Source organism: Brucella sp. TWI432, assembly GCF_039674445.1.
GTDB lineage: Bacteria > Pseudomonadota > Alphaproteobacteria > Rhizobiales > Rhizobiaceae > Brucella > Brucella chromiisoli.
In genome coordinates this window covers 54725-77719 of sequence record NZ_JBDJNL010000010.1, presented here as the reverse complement: position 1 = coordinate 77719, position 22995 = coordinate 54725, and the positions used below count along the sequence as shown (strand labels likewise).

Below are 22995 nucleotides of genomic sequence, written 5' to 3'. Positions count from 1 at the left end.
GCGCAAATGATCCTGATTTAGGGCGAACTTGTGTTCGAATGAGATGCTGCATTGAAAATAATCAAAGTAATGTCGAAGTTGGGTTATAAGGCCATCAAAGGGTATTTCACTCGGGTCGGATTATGCCTTAATTGGCAGTGGCCGCAAGCGCTTTGGATAAAACGGGGAAGTTTCCCCGAGTTTGTTCAAAAACAAATGAATAGAGCTGTTTATCTGTTTCAGATAAGAAAAACTCTATGTAAAAAATGAGGTTTCAGTGCTTAGTGTTTCTTATTTGACGGCTGCCGGTGCGGGTGCGCTGTCGTTTCTTTCGCCCTGTGTCCTGCCGCTTGTGCCGCCTTATCTGTGCTATATGGCGGGTGTGAGTGTTGAGGATTTTCGTGCAGAAAAAGAATCACGCATTGCTGCGGCTCCTTCGCATCGTCGTTCTCTTGCTTTCGCGGCTATCTGCTTTGTACTCGGTTTTACCACTGTTTTTGTGGCCCTTGGGGCTGGTGCATCGTCCATCGGCGCATTTCTGCGCATGTGGCAGCAGGAAATCGCCATGGTGGCGGGCGTCGTCATCATTCTGATGGGCCTCAATTTCCTGGGGGTGCTGCGCTTTTCATTCCTATCGCGTGAGGCGCGTTTTCAGGCGCGTAATGCGCCAGCTTCGCCGTTGGGCGCTTATGTCATGGGGCTGGCTTTTGCTTTTGGCTGGACACCATGTATTGGCCCGGTTCTGGGGCCTATCCTCACATTGGCAGGCGGCAGCAGCACGGTGATTGACGGCGCTGCCCTTCTGGCAGTGTATTCGCTGGGTCTGGGAATTCCGTTTCTGATTGCGGCTCTTTTTTCGGGCGCATTCATGCGGTTTTTGTCACACTTCCGGGTTCATCTGGGCAAAGTTGAAAAAGCGATGGGCGCGTTGCTCGTGATTGCTGGTGTGCTTTTCCTGACCGGCGGAATGCAGTCTTTCTCGTTCTGGCTGCTCGAAACTTTCCCGGCACTGGGGCGCTTGGGCTGAAATTGTAAGTTTCCATATACGCTTTAATGCTATTGAGCAGATGAGCCTTTAATCTTTCTGGACGATATTATGACAGACCGTACATGCCTTTCCATCGTGCTTGCCGCTGGCGAAGGCACGCGTATGAAATCGAGTTTGCCAAAAGTTCTGCATCAGGTAGCTGGCCTGCCGCTGGTTTCTCATGTGGTCAAAGCCGTGCAGGGAACCGGTAAGAGCGACGTTGCGCTGGTCGTCGGACGTGGTGCTGATGAGGTGCGCGGCGCTGTCGAAAAAGTTGCCGATGCTGTTTCTGCTTTTGAGCAGAAAGAACGTCTTGGTACGGCGCACGCAGTTTTGGCAGCGCGTGCAGCGATTGAACGCGGCTATGATGATCTGCTGATCGTCTTTGGCGATACACCGCTTATCGAAGCGCATTCGTTGCAAGTTGCGCGCAACAAGCTTTCAGAGGGTGCTGATGTTGTTGTTATAGGCTTCCGTCCTTCAAACCCGCATGGCTATGGTCGTCTTATCGAAGAAGGTGGCAAGCTCACCGCGATTATAGAGGAAAAAGAAGCCAGCGAAGCGCAGAAAAAAATCGGATTCTGTAATGGCGGACTTATGGCCGTTGGCGGTAGCCATGCACTTGCACTTCTCGATGCGGTTGATAACAAGAACGCCAAGGGTGAATATTATTTGACCGATATTGTCGGCCTTGCGCATGGCAAAGGTCTAAATGTTGTAGCGATTGAAGTGCCTGTCGATAATGTGATTGGCATCAACAATCGCGCTGAACTTTCGGTTGCCGAGAACATCTGGCAGAACCGCAAGCGTCAGGAGATGATGCTGGCCGGTGTGACGCTGATTGCGCCTGAAACTGTTTTCTTCTCACATGATACGCTGGTCGAAGCCGACGTTGTGATTGAGCCAAACGTCTTCTTCGGGCAGGGCGTGCATGTGGCATCGGGTGCGCTGATTCACGCTTTCTCACATATTGAAGGTGCGAAGATTGGCGTAAATGCCGAGATCGGACCCTTTGCGCGTTTGCGTCCGGGTGCAAATCTTGGCGAAAAATCCAAAGTGGGTAATTTTTGTGAAGTGAAGAACGCCCAGGTCGGCAAGGGCGCGAAGATCAATCATCTGACCTATATTGGTGATGCTATTGTGGGCGCGTCGAGCAATATCGGTGCGGGCACAATCACCTGCAATTACGATGGCTATAACAAGTATAAGACGGTGATCGGCGAACATGCCTTCGTTGGCTCCAACAGTTCGCTTGTTGCGCCAGTATCGATCGGTGATAATGCCTATATCGCATCTGGTAGCACAATTACGGAGGATGTGCCTGCGGATGCTCTGGCTTTCGGTCGTGCGCGGCAGGAAACCAAAGAAGGTCGGGGAAAGATATTGCGCGAGAAATACGCTGCCATCAAAGCGGCTAAAACATCGTCGAAATAAACGGCCAACAGATGAATAGAACGACAGCCCTTTGGGTTGTCGTTTTACATTAGAATCTTTAAATCACAACTCAATGCGTGAATCTCGGATCTGGAGCACCCTATGTGTGGAATTATCGGCATTATCGGCAATGACGAAGTCGCACCGCGTCTGGTTGATGCGCTGAAGCGGCTTGAATATCGCGGTTATGATTCTGCCGGTATTGCCACGCTTTTGAATGGCAAGCTTGATCGCCGTCGTGCGGAAGGCAAACTGGTTAATCTGGAAAAGCGTCTGGCGGGTGAACCACTTCCGGGCGTCATCGGCATTGGCCATACGCGGTGGGCCACACATGGCAAGCCCGTTGAACGCAATGCGCATCCACATATCACGCCGCGCTTGGCTGTTGTTCATAACGGCATTATCGAAAACTTTGCCGAATTGCGCGCTATGCTCGAAGCGGAAGGTTTTACCTTCGAGACAGAAACCGACACTGAAGCCGTCGCGCATCTCGTGACGCGCGAGTTGAACAAGGGAAAATCGCCTGTTGAGGCCGTGCGCGACAGCCTGCCACTGTTACAAGGCGCTTTTGCACTCGCCTTCTTGTTTGAAGGCAATGAAGAAACGTTGATCGGCGCGCGTCAGGGGCCGCCACTGGCCGTGGGCTATGGCGAAGGCGAAATGTTCCTCGGTTCTGACGCTATCGCTTTGTCGCCATTCACCGACACAATTGCCTATCTTGAAGATGGTGACTGGGCAGTGCTGACCCGTAAGGGCGTGACCATCTATGATGAAAACAATGTTGAGGTTGAACGCACGATTTTGAAGTCACAGGCCGGTAATATGCTGGTCTCGAAGGGCAATCATCGCCACTTCATGCAGAAAGAGATGTTCGAGCAGCCGGAAGTGATTTCGCATACGCTCGCAAACTATCTCGATTTCACCACCGGTAAGGTGCGTCGGGAAGCGATTGCTGTTGATTTTGCCAAGATTGACCGGCTGACAATCTCTGCCTGTGGCACCGCTTTTTATGCGGCTTCGGTGGGCAAATACTGGTTCGAGCAGATCGCACGTCTGCCGGTCGATAGCGATATCGCTTCGGAATTTCGTTATCGCGAAATGCCGCTTTCAAAGGATTCGCTCGCGATGTTCGTTTCGCAGTCTGGTGAAACGGCGGATACGCTCGCGTCGCTGCGTTATTGCAAATCGCAGGGTTTGAAAATCGCCTCTGTGGTCAATGTGACCGGATCGACCATTGCGCGTGAATCGGATGCCGTGTTCCCGACGCTGGCCGGTCCTGAAATCGGTGTGGCCTCGACCAAGGCTTTCACCTGCCAGCTTTCGACCATGGCGTCACTTGCGATTGCTGCTGCAAAAGCGCGCGGTGCGATTGATGACAAGCGTGAACAGGAACTGGTGCGTCAGCTTTCGGAAGCACCGCGCTTTATCAATCAGGTTCTCAAGCTTGAAGACCAGATTGCTACCGTCTGTCACGAGTTGGCAAAGGTCAGCCATGTGCTTTATCTCGGTCGTGGAACATCGTTCCCGTTGGCCATGGAAGGCGCGCTGAAGCTCAAGGAAATTTCCTACATTCACGCCGAAGGCTATGCGGCTGGTGAACTCAAGCACGGCCCGATTGCGCTTATTGATGAGACCATGCCGGTTATCGTCATTGCGCCGTCGGATCGTCTTTATGAGAAGACCGTTTCCAACATGCAGGAAGTGGCAGCCCGCGGCGGCCGTATTATTCTGATCACCGACAAGAAAGGTGCTGCGGCAGCAAGCCTTGATACGATGGCGACCATTGTTCTGCCGGATGTGCCTGAGTTTATCACGCCGTTGGTTTATGCTCTGCCGATCCAGATGCTCGCTTATCATACTGCTATTTTGATGGGTACGGACGTCGATCAGCCGCGCAATCTCGCAAAGTCGGTGACGGTAGAATAAAATTAAAACAATCTCTTATCTGAAAAAATTGACAGATAGATAGAAATGACCGCAGCGATGCGGCCATTTCGTTTTTATCCCGCGCGAAGCAGGCGGATCGCCTCATCGCGTCCGAAAAGATAAAGCAGCACGCGCAGCGCTTTTCCGCGCTCGCTTTCAAGGTCGGGATCGCTTGCCAGAATATAGCGCGCGTCTTTGCGAGCGATTTCCAGCAAGTCGCCATGTGCTTCAATCGAAGCAAGGCGGAAGCCCGGCGTACCTGATTGACGGGTGCCGAGCAACTCGCCTTCGCCACGCAGTTTCAGGTCTTCTTCGGCAATGCGGAAACCGTCTTCCGTTTCGCGCATCACCTTGAGACGGGCCTGTCCGATTTCACCAAGTGGGCCTTTATAAAGCAGAAGGCAGGTGGATGGCTTGTCGCCACGGCCAACGCGTCCGCGTAGCTGGTGCAATTGGGATAGGCCGAAGCGCTCGGCGTGTTCGATGACGATGATCGTTGCATCCGGCACGTCGACGCCAACCTCAATGACGGTGGTTGCGACGAGCAACCGCGTTTCGCCCTGCTTGAAAGCGCGCATCGCTTCGTCTTTTTCAGCACCAGTCATGCGGCCATGGATGAGGCCGATCTTGTTGCCAAAAACGGACTTGAGCGATTCAAAGCGTTCTTCGGCGGAAGTCAGCTCAACGACTTCTGATTCTTCAACAAGCGGACAAATCCAGTAGATCTTCTGCCCTTCGTGAACGGCCTTCCGAATGCGCTCGACAAGTTCGCCCATGCGCTCCATGGGCAGAATGGCAGTGGTAATCGGCTGGCGTCCGGCTGGCTTTTCGGTGAGCTTGGATACATCCATATCACCAAAGGCGGTCAGCACAAGTGTGCGTGGAATAGGCGTTGCCGTCATCACAAGCATATCGGGTGCGCTGCCTTTTGCCGTCAGCATCAGACGCTGATGTACGCCGAAACGATGCTGCTCGTCAATAATAACGAAGACGAGATCGTGATATTCGACCTTTTCCTGAAAAAGCGCATGCGTGCCGATGATAATATCGACTTCGCCGCTTTTCAGGCCCTCAAGCACAGCATTGCGTTCCTTGCCTTTTTCGCGACCTGTAAGGAGGGCGGCTTTCAGGCCAACCTTTTCCGCCAGAGGTGCAATGGTGGCAAAATGCTGTCGAGCCAGCACTTCTGTTGGCGCCATCAGGGCAGACTGACCGCCAGATTCTGCGGCATGTGCCATCGATAAAAGGCCAACGACCGTCTTGCCAGAACCAACATCGCCTTGCAGCAGGCGAAGCATACGCTCAGGCGATTTAAGATCGGTGATGATCTCGCGAACCGCCTGATCCTGACTCCTGGTCAGTTTATAGGGGAGGTGGCGCATGATTTCCGCAACAATGCGGCCATTGCCTTCCAGTGGGCGCCCTGAAAGGCGACGTGTCTTGGCGCGCACAAGCGCCAGTGCCAATTGTCCTGCCAAAAACTCGTCATAAGCCAGCCTGCGCCGTGTGATACTTTCGAGCGCGATATCACTCGGATCTTTCGGCAGATGCATCGTGTTCAATGCCTCTTTGAAAGAGGCGAAACGCTCACGCGCAATCAGCGGCCCGTCAATCCATTCGGGTAGTACCGGCACGCGGGTCAGTGCTTCTTTCACCGCGCGGCCAAGCGTTTTGGATGAAAGGCCAGCCGTCAGCGGATAGACGGGTTCAACCATCGGAAGACTGGCCGCATCTTCAAGGCTTGCGATATAATCCGGATGCACCATCGAGGCACGCCCATTGAACCATTCGACCTTGCCGGAAACGATGACGATTTCGCCTTCGGGCAACATCTTTTCCAGCCATGGCAATTGCGCATGAAAGAAGGTGAGGATGATTTCGCCAGTGTCATCATGTGCAATCACACGATGCGGAACATTGCCACGTCCACGCGGGGCTGGCTGATGCTGATCAACCATCACCTCAAGCGTCACAATGGCGCCTTCCTGCGCAAAGGCTACTCCGGGGCGGTTGCGTCGGTCGATCACACTATGTGGTGGCAGGAAGAGAAGCTGGCCAACTTTTGGCTCAGCTCCGGGCACGTCTGTGCCCAAAAGTTTGCCAAGCAAAGCTGCCACTTTCGGGCCAATGCCGGAAAGTGAGCGGACGGAAGCGAAAAACGGATCAAGCACAGACGGACGCATGGCTGGGAGCATTAACTGCTTTGCTTTTCTGTGCAAGCCTTTGAAATGGTTTTGTACTATTTTTGTTCTAATTGCGGAAACGGGTTCCCTCATCGTCAACAGATGCTATATACCGGCAACATATTTTTTAATGGAGCGCTCAAACAATGACAGGCAGCACACTTGCGGCAGGAAATCTTGATGTTAGGCGTCGCAAGCTTCTGTTTCGCGCCTGGCATCGCGGCATGCGCGAGATGGATCTGATCCTTGGGCAGTATGCCGATCAGTATCTTCCAGCCTTCACTGATGCTCAACTGGACGAGTTTGAGCAGATTCTTGAAGTGCTCGACCGCGATCTTCTGAAATGGGTGACAGGCGAAAGCGAAACACCTCAGGAATATGATACGCCTTTATTCCGTGACATCATTGCTTTCCGCGACCGCATAGAATTCTGAGAATAAGCCGCCATGCCCGTATTCAGCAAACTTGGTGTGAAAGCCAGCAATAGCAAAAATATCGTCATCGATGGCGTTGCCGATGGTTTCGAAGCTTTTTGTCTTGCGCGGCTGGTCGAAGAGATTGGTGAGCGTGGGCCAGTTCTTTATATTGTGCGTGATGGTCAGCGCATTGCTGATCTTGAGCAGGTGCTGAACTTTGTTGCGCCCGACCTTCCGGTGCTGCATCTGCCAGCGTGGGATTGTTTGCCCTATGATCGTGTGTCGCCGGGGGCGGATGCATCGGCACGCAGGCTCGCGGCACTGGCCGCCTTGGCTTCATTGAAGAAGACGCCGCATCCGGCTGTTATCATCACGACTGCCAATGCGGTTTTGCAGAAGCTGCCGCCGCAGGCTGCAATCGCTGAACAGGTGATTTCCGCACGTCCCGGTAATCAGCTCAATATGAACGCGCTGAGTGCGCGACTTGAGCGCAACGGCTTTGAACGTGTTTCGACCGTGCGTGATATTGGCGAATATGCAGTGCGTGGCGGGATTCTTGATCTTTATGCACCGGGGTCAGAAGAGCCGCTGCGTCTTGATTTTTTTGGTGATACGCTCGAAACAATTCGCGCGTTTGACCCGGCATCGCAGCGCACCACAGGCGCACGTAAGGAATTTGTGCTTCAGCCGATGAGCGAAATTTCGCTCTCGCCGGACATGATCAGCCATTTTCGCAAAAATTATGTGGCGATGTTTGGCGCGCCACAGCGCGATGATGCGCTTTATCAGGCGATCAGTGAAGGGCGGCGCTTTGCCGGTATGGAGCACTGGCTCCCGCTGTTTTACGATAATCTCGAAACTGTGTTTGACCATGCCGGCGACATGCCGGTGGTGTTCGATCATCTGGTGCATGAAGCACTGACCGAACGCCACACGATGGTTGTGGATCACTATGAGTCGCGCCTCAGGCAGGCAGAAGGCAAAGAGCCGGGCAGCGATGCTGTGCCGTATAAGCCGGTTAAGCCGGAAACGCTTTATCTCACGCCAAAAGAAGTGGAAGCGATTGCTGCAACCAACGGATTGCGTATTGATCTGACGCCATTTGGTACGCCTGAAGTGACTGGCCGTGCGATTGTTCATGCCGATGTCCATAAGGGACGCAGCTTTGCGGAAGAACGTGCAGCAACTGATGTGAACCTGTTTGAATCGGTGGTGAAATATATTGCTGATTTGCGTGTGGCTGGCAAAAAAGTGCTGGTGGCAGCATGGTCGGAAGGATCGCTCGATCGTTTGCTGCAAGTGCTCGACGAACATGGCCTTGAAAAGATTGAGACCGTTGACCGCCTTTCGATGGTTAAGGCGCTGTCGCGCGACAAGATCACGGCAGCTGTTCTGGCAGTTGAAAGCGGTTTTGACGCTGGCGATCTGGTTGTTGTTGCCGAGCAGGATATTCTCGGTGACCGCCTTGTGCGTCGCTCAAAGCGCCGCAAACGTGACCAGAATTTTATTTCGGAGGCCGCCTCACTTTCGGCTGGCGATATTGTCGTCCATGTTGATCATGGTATCGGTCGTTTTATAGGCCTGAAAACGATCACGGCAGCGGGCGCTCCGCATGATTGTCTTGAGATTCATTATGCAGGCGATGATCGACTGTTCCTGCCAGTCGAAAATATCGAATTGCTTTCTCGCTTCGGGTCCGAGGGTTCGGAAGCTGTTCTTGATAAGCTCGGCGGCGGCGCATGGCAGATGCGCAAGGCCAAGCTCAAGAAACGCCTGCTTGAAATTGCCGGTCATCTGATCCAGATCGCTGCCGAACGCCAGATGCGCGGTGCACCCGTTATGCAGCCACCAGAAGGCCTTTACGCAGAATTCGCGGCGCGTTTCCCATATGATGAGACCGAAGATCAGTTGCGCGCTATTGATGCGATTACGGATGATCTGGGTGCAGGCAAGCCGATGGATCGCCTCATCTGCGGTGACGTTGGTTTCGGCAAAACGGAAGTTGCTCTGCGCGCGGCTTTTGTTGCAGCTTTGAGCGGCTTTCAGGTGGCGGTTGTTGTGCCGACCACGCTTCTGTCACGCCAGCATTTCAAAACCTTCTCGACCCGTTTCCACGGTTTGCCGGTCAATGTTGCGCATGCATCGCGGCTGGTCGGCTCGAAAGAGCTTGCAGCCACCAAAAAGGGCATCGAAGACGGCACCGTAGATATTGTGGTCGGCACGCATGCGCTGCTCGGCAATTCGATCAAGTTCAAGAATCTGGGTCTTCTCATCATCGATGAAGAGCAGCATTTCGGCGTAAAGCACAAAGAGCGGCTTAAGGAGTTGAAATCGGACATTCACGTTTTGACGCTTTCTGCAACGCCGATCCCGCGCACGTTGCAGCTGGCACTCACCGGCGTGCGTGAGCTTTCGCTGATTACGACGCCACCGGTTGATCGTATGGCTGTTCGTACTTTTGTGTCACCATTTGACCCGCTGGTGATCCGCGAGACATTGCTGCGCGAACGCTATCGCGGTGGTCAAAGTTTCTATGTCTGTCCGCGCGTGGCTGACCTTGCGGACATTGAGCAGTTTCTCAGAGATCATGTGCCGGAACTTAAAGTGGGCGTTGCACATGGTCAGATGGCACCCGGAATGCTCGATGACATTATGAATGCCTTCTATGACGGCCAATATGATGTGCTTTTATCGACGACCATCGTCGAATCTGGCCTCGACATTCCAACCGCCAATACGATGATCGTGCATCGTGCCGATATGTTCGGCCTCTCGCAGCTTTATCAGCTGCGCGGACGTGTCGGCCGCTCCAAGCAGCGCGCCTTTGCGCTGTTTACGCTGCCTGCCGGTCGCACGCTCACCGCCACTGCCGAGCGTCGTCTGAAGGTTCTGCAGTCCCTTGATACGCTGGGCGCTGGCTTCCAGCTCGCAAGTCATGACATGGATATTCGCGGTGCGGGTAATCTGCTTGGCGAAGAACAGTCCGGTCACATCAAGGAAGTAGGCTTCGAGCTTTACCAGCAGATGCTGGAAGAAGCGGTTGCAACGCTCAAGGGCACCATTGAGGTCGAAGACAGCCAGTGGTCGCCACAGATTGCAATTGGAACGGCTGTGATGATTCCGGAAGCTTATGTGCCGGATCTGCAATTGCGCCTTGGTCTTTATCGCCGTCTGGCAGACCTTGAAGAGCCGCAGGATATCGATGCATTTGGTGCAGAACTGATCGACCGTTTCGGTCCGATGCCGGAAGAAGTGCAGCATCTGCTTAAAATCGTTTACATCAAGGCACTCTGCCGCCGCGCTAATGTCGAGAAGCTTGATGCCGGTCCGAAGGGCGTGGTTATCCAGTTCCGCAATGCAACGTTCAACAATCCGGTTGGGCTGGTGAAGATGATCGGTGAACAGGGCTCCATGGCCAAGATCAGGCCGGATCAGAGCATCGTCTTTATTCGTGATTGGGCGACGCCAGAAAAACGTCTGAATGGTTCGGCGGTTATTATGGCGCAGCTTGCAAAGATCGCGGCGGGTTAACCCCGCCGCGATATATTTATCTGTCTTCCGAAATACCCGGCTCGAAGCCTTCCGCCGTTTGCTGAATGGCATCGGCGAGGGCAGAGGCGGATTGTGCACCCATGACGGCATATTTCTGGTCAATGATGAAGCATGGCACCCCGCGCACACCTATACGGTCTGCGATGTCGATTTCCTCACGGATCGTGGCTTTGTCGGCATCGCTTTCCAGAAGACGCGCGACAATCGGCGCTTCCATGCCAATGCTTGCCGCAGCATCCACCAGCACGTCATGATCGCCGATATCCTGCCCTTGCTCGAAATAGAGCGAGAACAGTCGGCCGACCAATTTGTCCTGTAGGCCCGGTCCAGCCTGTTCAGCCCAATGGATCAGGCGATGGGCATCCAGGGTGTTGGGTGCGCGCGTGATCGCTTCAAAATCGAAGACGATATCGTTTTCTTCGCCGAGTTCTGTCAGCTGTTTGTGAATGTCGTCAATCTTCGAACTCGTGCCGAATTTCTCGCGCATATAGACCTGCCGATCTTTGCCCTGAGCGGGGATCGATGGGTCAAGCTGATAAGGGCGCCAGCGTACTTCGGCATCAACTTCGGGCGTCATTTCAAGTGCTTGTTCCAGCCGCTTGCGGCCGAGGAAACACCATGGGCAAACGACATCTGACACAACGTCGATGGTGATTTTTCTTCTGGTCATAAGGTGCTCCGTTCGACGTACAGGAGACGTGTTCTCCTGTACGCCTATCTCTATAGCTCTAAAATGTAGGATGAATTACGGTCTTATCAATCGACGTTATTTGGTGACCTGCCACCATGTGGGAAGCTGATAACCATAAAGCGATGTCTTGTCTGGATGTCCGATGCGATCCCAACGCGCAACCCATTGAGCAGGCTGATGATAAAGCGGAATATAATAGTTGCCTGAAATGAGGATGCGGTCGAGCGCACGAACTGCGCTGATGAAATCGGCACGGGTCCGGGCCACAAGCATGGCTTCAATCATGGCATCGACCGCCGGATCGGCAACGCCGGGATAATTGAAGCTTCCCTGTGCATCACGTGATCCTGAGCCCCAGCGCTGCCATTGCTCATTGCCGGGCGAAAGCGAGCCGGTAAGGGCGCCGAGCATCATGTCATAGTCAAAGGTTTGCAGGCGTTGTTGATACTGCGCGTCATCAGGGGTGCGAATGTTTACAATGATGCCCAGTCGATCCAGCGTGCGTTTGAAGGCAAGGGCAATTTTTTCCTGATCGGCTGATAAAGTCATTATTTCGAAAGAAAATGCCTTGCCGTCCGGCGAAAAAGCCTTTCCGTCGTGAAAGGTGAAACCGGCGGCTTGTAGAAGTTCAAAGGCTTCTTTCATGGGGCGTCTGTCATAGCCGCTTCCGTCTGTTTGCGGTGCGCGCCATGTTCCATCCATCGCTTCAGGCGTTACAGCCTTGTGGAAAGGAGCAAGAAGGCGTTTTTCTTCCGCATCGGCCGGGTGTCCAACGGATGAAAGCTCGGAACCGTCCCAATATCCTTGTGTTCGAACATATTGATTTAGAAACAGGGTCCTATTCAGCCACTCAAAGTCGAACATAAGCGCAAGCGCCTGCCTCACTCTGGGGTCTGCCCAGAGCGCCCGTCTGGTATTGAAGACAAAGCCGTAAATATTTGCAGGGAGTTTCTTTTCGAACTTCTCTTTTAAAACCCTGCCTTCTTTGGCCGCGGGAAAATTATATGCGGTCTGCCAGTGAAGAGGATTTCCTTCCCTGTATGTATTTCCTTCGAGATAGACGTCGAGCAATCCCTTCTTGAAGGACTCAAACAGCGACGTCTCATTGCGATAATATTCGATACTGACGGTATCGAAGTTATTCAATCCTCGCTGCGATGCGAGGTCTTTGCCCCAATAATTGGGATTTCGCTTGTAAATGATGCGCTGGCCTGGCTGAACAGCGGACACGATATAGGGCCCGCTGCCAAGAGGTGCCTTCAGCGTGGAATTGCCGAAGGTTTCCGGGTTAATTGCATGTTTGGGAAGCACCGGCATCGTTCCGGCAATGAGCAAGGGAAATTCACGGTCTGACTTATCATTGAAGACAAACCGCACGGAGCGCTCGCCGGTTTTTTCAATCTTTTCAATCCGGCTCATACGGTTGTTGTATGGTGGGCGGCCTTTTTCCGTCAGGATCTGATAGGTGAAGATGACATCATCCACAGTGACAGGCTGACCGTCTGACCACTTGGCTTTTGGATTAAGCGTAAACTCCACCCATTTGCGTTCCGGGTCGATTGCAACTTTTTCCGCCAATAGCCCATAAAGGGTAAAGGGTTCGTCCCGTGAGCGCTGCATGAGCGTTTCATAAAGCATGTTGCCAAAATCGGCATCATTAAACAGTCCACGCGCCGTTGTACGCATGCTTTTGAGCACAAATGGGTTGAGGCTATCAAATGTGCCAACCACGCCCATTCTAAGAGAACCACCTTTCGGCGCATCCGGGTTTGAATAAGGAAAATGCGTGAAGTCTGCGGGAAGCGCTACGTCCCCATGCATCGACAATGCATAGTCGGGGGCATTACCGGCTACAGCATCGGATTCGGCCTGCGCCTGCGCAATGAATGCGCCCATGCCGATAAGGCTGGCTAAAGCTGTGATGCGGAAAAGAGCAAACAATCCAGTCAACTTTCTCGCGTCCTCGTTTAACTTAAGTGGTTCACTGTAAATAAGCGAGAGGTCTTAAATATCGATTCGTGTGGCGAAATTAGCATGAACCGATAGCATATGTGTCTTAAGAGCGTGTCCGGTGTGCGACAGTGCAGAATAAAACAAAAAATATGGCGGATTCTGTCCATCGAATGTATGTGACCATCTGGATTAAAATAAGAAGTCGTTGTAACACCACCGCGGATTGGGACGATAAATCTCAAAGGTCACGCTGTTGCCGCATTTTCAAATCAGTGACGGTCTATCGCTGACTCAAACCAGAGACGGAAGATCAAAGCCTTGGAAGGAAACTGTTGATCATGACCAGCACAAAGACAATCGCTGCCGCATCTGCATTTGCTGGCGCGTTCGCCCTGCTTGCTTCTGCGACGATGCCTGCAGCCGCACAGCAGCAGCCACCACAGGGCTGGTTCAAAGTGTGCTCGAAGCAGGAAGACAATGATATCTGCAACACGCAGAATATTGTTACCGCTGACTCAGGCCAGCTTTTGACAGCCGTCAACCTCATCGAAATCAAGGGCAAGATTAATCGTAAGATTTTTCAGGTCACTGTTCCAATCGGTCGTCTGATCCCAGCCGGCGTTGGTTTGCAGATCGACAACAACAAGCCAACCAAGCTTGAATACGGCATCTGCTTCCCGGATCGCTGCATTGCGGAAGCTCCGCTTTCCGACGATCTGATCAATGCGCTCAAAAAGGGCAGCAAGGTTACGCTGACGTCAGTCAACTACCAGAACAAGCAGAACCCGATTCCGGTTGCACTGACTGGTTTCTCGGCAGCGCTGACCGGTCCGGGCCTCAAGCAGTCTGAACTAGAAGAACGCCAGAAGGAACTTCAGGACGCTGTCGCAAAGCGCCAGAAGGAATTCGAAGAAAAGATGAAGGCTGAGCAGGACAAAGCCAAAGGCGCAGCAAACTAAACTGCTCGAAGCTGATAAACTATAAAAAGGGCGCTTATAGCGCCCTTTTTGCTGGCTTATTATTTTCAAAGAAATTTAGAGCATTTCCAGCAAAAGTGCGAAGCGATTTTGCGTTGAACAATGCTTGAAAACAAACAGTTAGAGCATTTCCAATGATTCAATCTCGACAGGGAATGCTCTAATTGGCGTGCAGCTTCACGCGATACGTCCCATTTTCAAGCTTGTCGAAAAGATCCACTATCATAGGGTGGCGAAGCGGTTCATCGCTCAAATCCGGTATCAGGTTCTGCTCGGACACATAGGCCACATATTCGGCTTCTGAGTTTTCCGCCAACAAATGATAAAATGGCTGATCGCGGCGCGGCCGTGTTTCTTCGGGAATGGATTCATACCATTCCTCCGTGTTCGCAAACTCCGGATCAACATCAAAAATGATGCCGCGGAAAGGAAACAGCCGATGCTTGACCACCTGTCCGATTTGAAACTTCGCGTGCTTTATCTGTGCTATGCTCATAAGACATATGTAGTTCACCGCGCGCTAAATTAAAGCTGCGGGAGGTTTCAGGTTCGCTTATTGAGATGGCTGACTATTTTGCCATGCTTTTCGTGCGATTGGAGATCTTTGGCAGCCTTGGCAAAAGCTGAGAAATGCCGCTGCCGGGACGCAGACCTTCGCGCATGAAAAAGGCCCGTAACGGCGCAAACGAGCGCAGCATTTCCAAACCGATATTGCGGGCAATCTGCGCTGGTAGCATGGATGACAGGAGCGAGCGGTTGAGTGCGTCTACTGATCCTGTGCGCATCAGAATGTCTGGGCGGCGACCACGATCATAGGCGCGGATCACCCGATCTGAACCGGGATCGGAGGGATCATGTGCGATGGCATTGACGAGTGTTTCGACATCGCGTGTGCCAAGGTTCAGCCCCTGCGCACCGATCGGCGGAAACACATGCGCCGCCTCGCCAATGAGAATGGTGCGCTTAGACGCAAATGAAACAGGTACCATTCCCGAAAGTGGCCATGCTTGCGGACGAATATCAATCGTTACCTTGCCAAGCATGGACTGCATCATGTTTTCGATGCGCTGTCCAAGCGTTTCATCATCGAGTGCCATCAGAGTTTCTGCACGCCCCGGATTGACCACCCAGACCAAGCTTGAGCGTTTTCCCTGAAGTGGCACCTGCGTAAACGGGCCTTCTTCGGTATGAAACTCCGTCGAGATATTCTGGTGCTCGATCTCATGTGTAAAAGAAAGCACAACCGCGGTTTGCGGATAGCCCCAGCGGCGGGTGCGAATGCTGGCTGCCTCCCGTGCCATCGAATTGCGCCCATCAGCCGCCACGACCAGGCGCGTATGCACTGTATCGCCGTCTGCAAGCGTGATGGTGATGTGATCGCCATTGTTGCGATATTCGATTGCAGGCTGGGTAATGCGTTTGATTGCGGGATTGTTATCAACCGCTTCCGCAAGCTTCTGGTTCAGGGCTGCATTGGGAATGTTATAACCAAAGGCGATTTCACCGATTTCACCGGCGCGGAAAGTCACGGCGGGGCTGCGGATCAGCCGGGTCGTTGCATCGACAATACGCATGGAGGCAAGGGGGGCTGCTTTTGACGCAATGTCTTTCCAGACGTTAATATCTTCCAGAAAGCGAATGGCAGGCATCATGAGGGCTGTGGTGCGACGATCACCCTTGTCTGTTTCAGGCCCAAGTAAAACTGTCCGGTAGCCTTTCGCACTGAGCGCAAGCGCTGCCATCATCCCGGCTGGTCCACCACCGCTGATGACGATTTCGGTAAGGGGCTTTTCTACAACCACGTCATTCATAATGCTCTATCCTTGACCAGAAACTCAGGCCCAAAGCGATTCTTATCGCATCGTGTTTTAGCGCATTTAATCGCAAACGAGGGGCAAAGGCCATTGTTGCATAAGTGAAAACCCATTCTTTGGTGGAATGAGGGCGGTTTTGTCTCACGACTTACTTGCTCTTTTTGCCTTATTCGGGGAAAGCTTTATGCAACAACATGGCTTCCGCCGATCACTCGCGTTGGAAGTCTTATCTGCTGCCTCACGCCTTGTTGGAAGATTGAAGGCGGCGATCAAGAGAAATGGCAAACGGCGTGAAAAGCAAACTGACCGGAAAACTCAAAGCCAAGAAAGTGACAGCCCCGCAGGCCAAGGCATTTTCTGTTCACCTGCTCACAGCGTCCGGTTCGTTTCTGGCGTTTCTGTCTATTGTTGCGGCAAGTGACGGTCGCTACACCGCGATGTGGTGGTGGCTGGGGCTGGCGCTCTTTGTCGATGGTATCGATGGTCCCATCGCACGCAAGCTTGAAGTCAAATATGTGCTGCCCAACTGGTCGGGTGAGTTGCTTGATAACATCATCGACTATGTGACCTACGTGCTGATACCTGCCTTCGCACTTTATCAGAGCGGTTTTATGGGGACGAACCTGTCCTTCATATCCGGTGCGATTATCGTTGTCTCGAGCGCGATTTACTATGCCGACACCGGTATGAAAACCAAGGAAAACTTCTTCAAAGGCTTCCCGGTTGTCTGGAATATGGTGGTGTTTACGCTCTTTATTGTTCGCCCAGGCGAATGGGAAGCCTTTGCCATTGTCGTCGTTTCGGCTGTTTTGTCATTCCTTCCAATCAACTTCCTGCACCCGGTGCGTGTTGCGCGGCTGCGCCCACTCAACCTCACTGTCTTTTTGCTGTGGTGTGCATTTGGTGCTGCGGGGCTTTATTACATGCTGGATGCGCCGCTATGGGTGCGCGTCGGCATTACAGTGACCGGGCTATATATTTATTTCATCGGCGCTATCATGCAGTTCTTTCCCAATCTGGGACGAACTGCTGCGATTATTGCCGCTGAACAGGCCGAAAATACAAAGAAAACCAGCGCCGGAGAAGCATGATGATCAATGCAATTCGTGTACACCAGACAGGTGGCCCTGAGGTTTTGCAATATGAGCAGATCGAAATTGGCGAGCCGGGACCGGGTGAGGCAAAGGTGCGCCATGAGGCGATTGGCCTAAATTTTATTGACGTCTATTTCCGTACCGGACTTTATAAGGCCGCCCAGATGCCCTTCACGCCCGGCAACGAAGGTGCAGGCATTGTGGTTGCTGTTGGCTCCGGCGTTGATACGCTCAAAGTTGGCGACCGGGTTGCATATGCTGCGACACCGGGGTCTTATGCGCATGAGCGCATCTTGTCCGCAGATCGCCTCGTCAAGGTTCCAGATAATATCGAACTGAAAACTGCTGCTGCTATGATGCTCAAGGGCATGACAGCGCGATATCTTTTGCGCCAGACGTTCGCTGTAAAGCCTGGCCATACAATCCTGTTTCATGCGGCAGCAGGCGGCGTCGGGCTGATTGCCGGGCAATGGGCCAAGCATCTTGGCGCAACTGTCATCGGCACGGCTGGATCGGAAGAAAAGATCGCTCTCGCCAAGGTGCATGGCTATGATCATGTCATCAATTACCGCACAGAAAACTTTGTAGAACGTGTCAGGGAATTGACCGGCGGCGAGGGCGTGGACGTTGTTTATGACTCCGTGGGTCGTGACACCTATATGGGCTCGCTTGATGTGTTGAAACCGCTTGGCATGTTCGCCTGTTTTGGTCAGTCCTCGGGTGTTATTCCGCCATTTGATCTTGGTCTTCTGGCGCAGAAGGGATCGCTTTTTGTGACCCGCCCAACCTTGTTCAACTATGTTGCCAAGCGCGCTGATCTTGAAAAAACGGCGAACGATCTGTTTGATGTGGTTTCAAGCGGTGCTGTTAAGATCGAAATCAATCAGTCCTATGCACTGAAAGATGTGCGTAAAGCGCATGAAGATCTGGAAGCGCGCAAGACAACGGGCGCCAGCATCTTGCTCCCATAGTATCGGATAGATGCAAGCATATAACGGCGGTGTGCATATGTGCTCCGCCATTTTCTTTTTGGCTTCCCAATTGCGGTTCGGCTGGATAAGGTCATTCAAAAATAAGTTCGGGGAACTACAAAAAGACAATGTCAGTGCCTTTAACCGACCGGCCTCTTCTTGATGTCCGCCGGCTCACAAAAGTATTTGGTCAGCTCAGAGCCTGCGATGCGGTCGATCTCGTCATTGCGGAAGGCGAAATACATGCGCTTCTGGGTGAAAACGGGGCTGGGAAATCCACCTTCGTCAAGATGTTGTTCGGCGCGCTCCAGCCGCTGGAAGGCGAAATCGTCTGGAAGGGCGAGCGCGTAACGATTAGCGAACCCGCCACAGCAAGAAAGCTGGGCATTGGTATGGTTTTCCAGCATTTTTCGTTGTTTGATTCGCTCACTGCTGCCGAGAATATTGCCCTTTCACTGGATGGTTCCTTGCCATTATCGGAAGTGGCAAAGCGTGCGCACGACGTTGGAAAGGCCTATGGATTGCCAATTGATCCGCAGGCGCATGTTGGTGATTTGTCCGTTGGTGAGCGTCAGCGCATTGAAATTGTGCGTTGTCTCCTGCAAGAGCCTGATCTGATCATTCTTGATGAGCCGACCTCGGTGCTGACGCCGCAGGAGGCGGATCGCCTGTTTGAAACGCTGGAGCGTCTCAAGTCAGAAGGCAAGTCAATCCTTTATATCAGCCATCGACTGGAAGAGGTGAAGCGCCTTTGTGATCGCGCCACGGTGTTGCGCCACGGCAAGGTGGTCGCGCATTGTGATCCAAGGCAGGAAACAGCCGCCTCGCTGGCGCGTATGATGGTTGGTAACGACATCAAGGTTGTGGCGCGCCGCCCGATTGACGCCATTGAAAATGCGTCCATACCGTTGCTTGAGATTAAATCGTTGTCGCAGGCGCCGCGCGGACCGTTTTCAACCGCTCTCGACAATATTTCTCTTTCGGTGAAAGCGGGTGAAGTTGTCGGTATCGCAGGTGTGGCAGGCAATGGACAGGGTGAGTTTTTTGAAGCGGTTTCGGGCGAGTTTCTCCAGTCGTCGGCATCGGCTGTGCGTATTCGCGATAAGGATGCAGGCAGGCTTGGCATCAATGAGCGTCGCTTGATGGGCGCTGCATTTGTGCCTGAAGAACGGTTGGGACATGGTGCTGTGCCATCCCTGCCGCTGACTGATAATCTGTTTCTCTCGCGTTATAAGACTGACGCGAAGGTATTTTTGCGCGGTGGCAAGCTGAAGCTGATTGCTGAAAGCGCCTTACGCTCAGCCGCAAAGCGGATCATCGAGATGATGGATGTGCGCAAAAGTGCTGAAAACCCACCAGCTTCAGCTTTATCAGGCGGCAATCTTCAGAAATTCATCATTGGCCGCGAGCTGGATCGTTCTCCATCGGTGATGATTGTCAACCAGCCGACATGGGGCGTGGATGCGGGCGCTGCAGCCCATATCCGTCAGGCTTTGCTTGATCTGGCGCGTTCCGGTTCTGCTGTGCTTGTTATCAGTCAGGACCTTGATGAGTTGCTTGAAATTAGTGACCGTATCGCGGTCATGAATCACGGTGCACTTTCCGAACCGATGGCTATCGCGGACGTAACGCTGGAAAAAATCGGCCTTCTGATGGGGGGCGTTTCCGGCTCGGATCAGGCGGGAGCAGCATGATGCGGATTGAACTTGTTAAGCGTCCACAGCCGTCAAAGCTTTTTAGCGCTGTTTCACCGCTGCTCGCACTAGCGCTCACGATGGTTTTCGGTGGTCTTGCCTTTGCGCTGATGGGCAAAGACCCGTTTCAGGCGCTTTATGTGTTCTTCGTTGAGCCGTTGCTCGATGTGTGGTCTTGGCATGAGCTTCTGGTCAAGGCGACGCCGCTTATCCTGATTGCGGTCGGGCTGTGTGTTTGCTTTCTTTCCAATAATTGGAATATCGGCGCAGAAGGTCAATTTATCATCGGAGCTATTACGGGCTCAATTCTGCCGGTGATGTTTCCTCAATTGCAGCTATGGATCGTATTGCCGCTGATGATGCTGATGGGGATGGCGGGCGGTGCTGCCTATGCATCCATTCCGGCATTGTTAAAAGTCCGCTTCAACACCAATGAGATTCTCACCAGTTTGATGCTGGTGTATGTCGCGCAATTGTTCCTCGACTGGCTGGTGCGCGGCCCTTGGCGCAATCCCGAAGGCTATAATTTTCCTGAAACACGGCAATTTAATGCGAGTGCCGTGCTGCCGGAAATATGGAGCGCATCGGGGCGCGCGCATTGGGGCTTTATCTTCGCAATTGTCGCCGCGATTATCGTGTGGTTTTTGCTCGCCAAAACACTCAAAGGCTTTGAGGTGAAGGTTATCGGGCAAAGCCCAAGGGCAGGGCGCTTTGCAGGTTTCAGTTCCGGCAAACTCGTGTTTTTCGTGTTTGCATTGTCTGGCGCATTGGCCGGTCTTGCTGGCATCGCGGAAACTTCCGGCGCGATTGGTCAGCTTCGTCCTGTGATTTCACCCGGATACGGCTTTACAGCGATTATTGTCGCCTTCCTTGGCAGGCTTAATCCGATTGGCGCGATTGCAGCAGGCTTTGTACTGGCACTTTCCTATCTTGGCGGCGAAGCTGCGCAGGTTGCCATCGGCATATCGGAAAAGTCAGCACGGGTCTTTCAGGGTATGATCCTGTTTTTCGTGCTCGCATGTGACACACTCATACACTATCGCATCCGCTTTGTGGCGGGACGCGCAGCAGGAAAGGTGTGATCAATGGATTTGACACAGGCTATCCTCCTTACCATCGCAACCGCTGCCACACCATTGCTCATCGCTGCCCTTGGTGAACTGGTGGTTGAGCGCTCCGGCGTGCTCAACCTTGGCGTCGAAGGCATGATGTTGATGGGCGCAGTCTCCGGCTTTGCGGCGGCTCAGTTCACCGGCTCGGCATGGCTTGGCATGCTCGCCGCTATTTTTGTCGGGATGGCGTTTTCTGGCATTTTCGCATTTCTGACGCTGACGCTTGTGACCAATCAGGTCGCAACGGGGCTGGCGCTGACCATTCTTGGTATTGGCGCGTCTGCCATGCTGGGCGAAAGCTTTGTCGGCATGCCTGGCGTGCGGCTTGATGCGATCAGCATTCCGTATCTTAGTGATATTCCCTATGTCGGTCGCTTTCTGTTTGGTCAGGACCCGATCTTCTATATCTCCATTTTGCTTGTCATTGGCGTGACGTGGTTTTTGTTCCGCACGCGGGCAGGGCTGCAATTGCGTGCAATCGGTGACAATCACGGCTCGGCTCATGCGCTGGGTGTGCATGTGGTGCGCACGCGCTATCTCGCCGTGCTGTTTGGCGGTGCCTGTGCGGGACTTGCCGGCGCGCAGCTTTCGCTGGTCTATGTGCCGCAATGGGTTGAGAATATGTCGGCGGGGCGTGGCTGGATTGCGCTTGCGCTTGTTGTGTTCGCTTCATGGCGGCCGTGGCGCGTTTTGATCGGTGCCTATCTGTTTGGTGCCGTCACCATTGGCCAGCTTCATGCTCAGGCGCTTGGCTTTGGCCTGCCATCGCAGTTTTTATCGGCCTTGCCTTACATTGCGACGATTGTGGTGCTGGTCATCATCTCACGCAACCGGCGCCTGACGATGATGAACACGCCAGCGTCGCTTGGCAAACCTTTCGTGCCGGACAGGTGATTATGTGTTTGAACGGCAGTCCGGCTCCCACGGCCTGCCGTTTTGTTTTGAGGGTACTAACAAGGAGTGCAGGGAACATGAAAAAAACGCTGTTGGCGATTGCCACCGCAGCCAGTTTTATGCTTGGCGGAGCGGCACATGCAGAAGACAAGCTGAAAGTCGGCTTTATCTATATCGGACCTCCGGGAGATTTTGGCTGGACGTATCAGCACGATGTCGCCCGCAAGGAAATGGTCAAAGCTCTTGGTGACAAGGTTGAAACGACCTTCCTCGAAAACGTGCCGGAAGGTGCGGATGCCGAGCGTTCGATCGAGCGTCTTGCACGCGCGGGCAACAAGCTGATCTTCACGACCTCTTTCGGCTATATGGACCCAACCATCAAGGTCGCTGCCAAATATCCGGATGTGAAGTTTGAACATGCGACCGGTTACAAGACCGCGGACAACGTTTCAGCTTACAATGCGCGCTTCTATGAAGGCCGCTATATTCAGGGGCAGATCGCAGCCAAGCTGTCGGAAAAGGGTGTTGCAGGCTATATTGCCTCGGTACCGGTGCCGGAAGTTGTGCAGGGCATCAACTCGTTCATCCTCGGCGCACAGTCCGTCAATCCTGATTTCAAGGTTAAGGTCATCTGGGTCAATTCATGGTTTGATCCGGGCAAGGAAGCTGACGCCGCCAAGGCGCTGGTCGATCAGGGCGTCGATATTCTGACGCAGCATACCGACTCGACCGCGCCTATCCAGGTTGCGCATGAGCGCGGCATCAAGGCATTCGGTCAGGCATCCGACATGATCAAGTTCGGTCCCGAAACCCAGCTGACTGCAATCGTTGACGATTGGGGCCCATACTACATCGACCGCGCCAAGGCTGTTCTTGATGGCAAATGGGAAAGCCAGAACATCTGGTGGGGAATGAAGGAAGGCCTCGTTAAGATGGCGCCTTACACCAACATGCCAGATGACGTGAAGAAAATGGCGGAAGAAACTGAAGCCAAGATCAAGTCGGGTGAATTTAAACCGTTCACCGGCCCTATCAAGAAGCAGGACGGCTCTGTCTGGCTGAAGGAAGGCGAACAGGCTGATGATGCAACCTTGCTTGGTCTGAACTTCTACGTCGAAGGCGTTGATGACAAGCTGCCGCAATAAAGCATAAGTCCTGTCGGAGTGAAACGCGGATCGATAAGATTCCGCTTCAATTAAAAACGTTTAGAGCGCAGGTCTGATTCAATCAGATCGAAACGCGCTCTAAATAAATAAAAAAGGGCGCTTGAAGCGCCCT

Annotated in this window: 17 protein-coding genes; 12 read left to right on the top strand and 5 right to left on the bottom strand. The window is 53.1% G+C overall.

What is annotated here, in order from left to right:
• Positions 1-256 precede the first annotated feature (256 nt).
• The 3 genes from ABE527_RS14580 (at position 257) to glmS (ending at position 4366) form a co-directional block, all read left to right on the top strand.
• Positions 257-1006: a cytochrome c biogenesis CcdA family protein gene (locus tag ABE527_RS14580; protein WP_499697342.1), complete on the top strand. Its 750-nt coding sequence runs from the start codon at positions 257-259 to the stop codon at positions 1004-1006.
• A 69-nt stretch (positions 1007-1075) separates the two neighbouring features.
• Positions 1076-2440 (top strand): bifunctional UDP-N-acetylglucosamine diphosphorylase/glucosamine-1-phosphate N-acetyltransferase GlmU, encoded by a 1365-nt coding sequence (glmU, locus tag ABE527_RS14575; protein WP_499697341.1) that lies wholly within the window; start codon positions 1076-1078, stop codon positions 2438-2440.
• Positions 2441-2542: 102 nt separating this feature from the next.
• The gene (gene glmS / locus ABE527_RS14570) at positions 2543-4366 is read left to right on the top strand and encodes a glutamine--fructose-6-phosphate transaminase (isomerizing) (protein ID WP_499697340.1); all 1824 of its coding nucleotides are present in this window, start codon (positions 2543-2545) and stop codon (positions 4364-4366) included.
• Between the two features lie 74 nt (positions 4367-4440).
• On the opposite strand, the gene recG is transcribed toward glmS, so the two are convergent.
• Positions 4441-6561, bottom strand: coding sequence for an ATP-dependent DNA helicase RecG (gene recG, locus ABE527_RS14565; protein WP_499697339.1), 2121 nt, complete (start codon positions 6559-6561; stop codon positions 4441-4443).
• A 134-nt stretch (positions 6562-6695) separates the two neighbouring features.
• Here recG and ABE527_RS14560 point away from each other — a divergent pair, with 134 nt between their 5' ends.
• Positions 6696-6983, top strand: a complete 288-nt coding sequence (locus ABE527_RS14560) for an FAD assembly factor SdhE (protein ID WP_100557135.1) — start codon at positions 6696-6698, stop codon at positions 6981-6983.
• A gap of 12 nt (positions 6984-6995) precedes the next feature.
• Complete coding sequence (gene mfd, locus ABE527_RS14555; RefSeq protein ID WP_499694903.1) at positions 6996-10496, top strand: transcription-repair coupling factor; 3501 nt, start codon at positions 6996-6998, stop codon at positions 10494-10496.
• 16 nt (positions 10497-10512) lie between these two features.
• On the opposite strand, the gene ABE527_RS14550 is transcribed toward mfd, so the two are convergent.
• Positions 10513-11187, bottom strand: coding sequence for a DsbA family oxidoreductase (locus ABE527_RS14550; RefSeq protein ID WP_265983936.1), 675 nt, complete (start codon positions 11185-11187; stop codon positions 10513-10515).
• A gap of 96 nt (positions 11188-11283) precedes the next feature.
• Positions 11284-13104: an extracellular solute-binding protein gene (locus ABE527_RS14545; protein ID WP_499697384.1), complete on the bottom strand. Its 1821-nt coding sequence runs from the start codon at positions 13102-13104 to the stop codon at positions 11284-11286.
• A gap of 395 nt (positions 13105-13499) precedes the next feature.
• On the opposite strand from ABE527_RS14545, the gene ABE527_RS14540 reads away from it, so the two are divergent.
• The gene (locus tag ABE527_RS14540) at positions 13500-14120 is read left to right on the top strand and encodes an invasion associated locus B family protein (protein WP_265983937.1); all 621 of its coding nucleotides are present in this window, start codon (positions 13500-13502) and stop codon (positions 14118-14120) included.
• 178 nt (positions 14121-14298) lie between these two features.
• On the opposite strand, the gene hspQ is transcribed toward ABE527_RS14540, so the two are convergent.
• A complete protein-coding gene (gene hspQ, locus ABE527_RS14535) occupies positions 14299-14634 on the bottom strand; it encodes a heat shock protein HspQ (RefSeq protein WP_499694904.1) in 336 nt (111 codons plus the stop codon).
• 73 nt (positions 14635-14707) lie between these two features.
• On the bottom strand, positions 14708-15949 hold the full coding sequence (locus ABE527_RS14530) for a UbiH/UbiF family hydroxylase (RefSeq protein ID WP_265983939.1): 1242 nt from the start codon (positions 15947-15949) through the stop codon (positions 14708-14710).
• Between the two features lie 281 nt (positions 15950-16230).
• Here ABE527_RS14530 and pcsA point away from each other — a divergent pair, with 281 nt between their 5' ends.
• The 6 genes from pcsA to ABE527_RS14500 all read left to right on the top strand — a co-directional run bounded on the left by pcsA (position 16231) and on the right by ABE527_RS14500 (position 22862).
• Positions 16231-17043: a phosphatidylcholine synthase gene (pcsA, locus tag ABE527_RS14525; RefSeq protein WP_265983940.1), complete on the top strand. Its 813-nt coding sequence runs from the start codon at positions 16231-16233 to the stop codon at positions 17041-17043.
• Positions 17043-18017: a quinone oxidoreductase family protein gene (locus ABE527_RS14520; RefSeq protein WP_499697383.1), complete on the top strand. Its 975-nt coding sequence runs from the start codon at positions 17043-17045 to the stop codon at positions 18015-18017. The genes pcsA and ABE527_RS14520 overlap by 1 nt, the downstream gene beginning before the upstream one ends.
• Before the next feature lie 128 nt (positions 18018-18145).
• Complete coding sequence (locus tag ABE527_RS14515; RefSeq protein WP_499697338.1) at positions 18146-19711, top strand: ABC transporter ATP-binding protein; 1566 nt, start codon at positions 18146-18148, stop codon at positions 19709-19711.
• Positions 19711-20793 (top strand): ABC transporter permease, encoded by a 1083-nt coding sequence (locus ABE527_RS14510; protein ID WP_265984463.1) that lies wholly within the window; start codon positions 19711-19713, stop codon positions 20791-20793. Before ABE527_RS14515 ends, ABE527_RS14510 begins: the two co-directional genes overlap by 1 nt.
• A gap of 3 nt (positions 20794-20796) precedes the next feature.
• Positions 20797-21717 carry an ABC transporter permease gene (locus tag ABE527_RS14505; protein ID WP_265983942.1) on the top strand — a complete coding sequence of 307 codons (921 nt, stop codon included), beginning with the start codon at positions 20797-20799 and terminating at the stop codon, positions 21715-21717.
• Positions 21718-21794: 77 nt separating this feature from the next.
• Positions 21795-22862 (top strand): BMP family ABC transporter substrate-binding protein, encoded by a 1068-nt coding sequence (locus ABE527_RS14500; RefSeq protein ID WP_265983943.1) that lies wholly within the window; start codon positions 21795-21797, stop codon positions 22860-22862.
• Positions 22863-22995 lie beyond the last annotated feature (133 nt).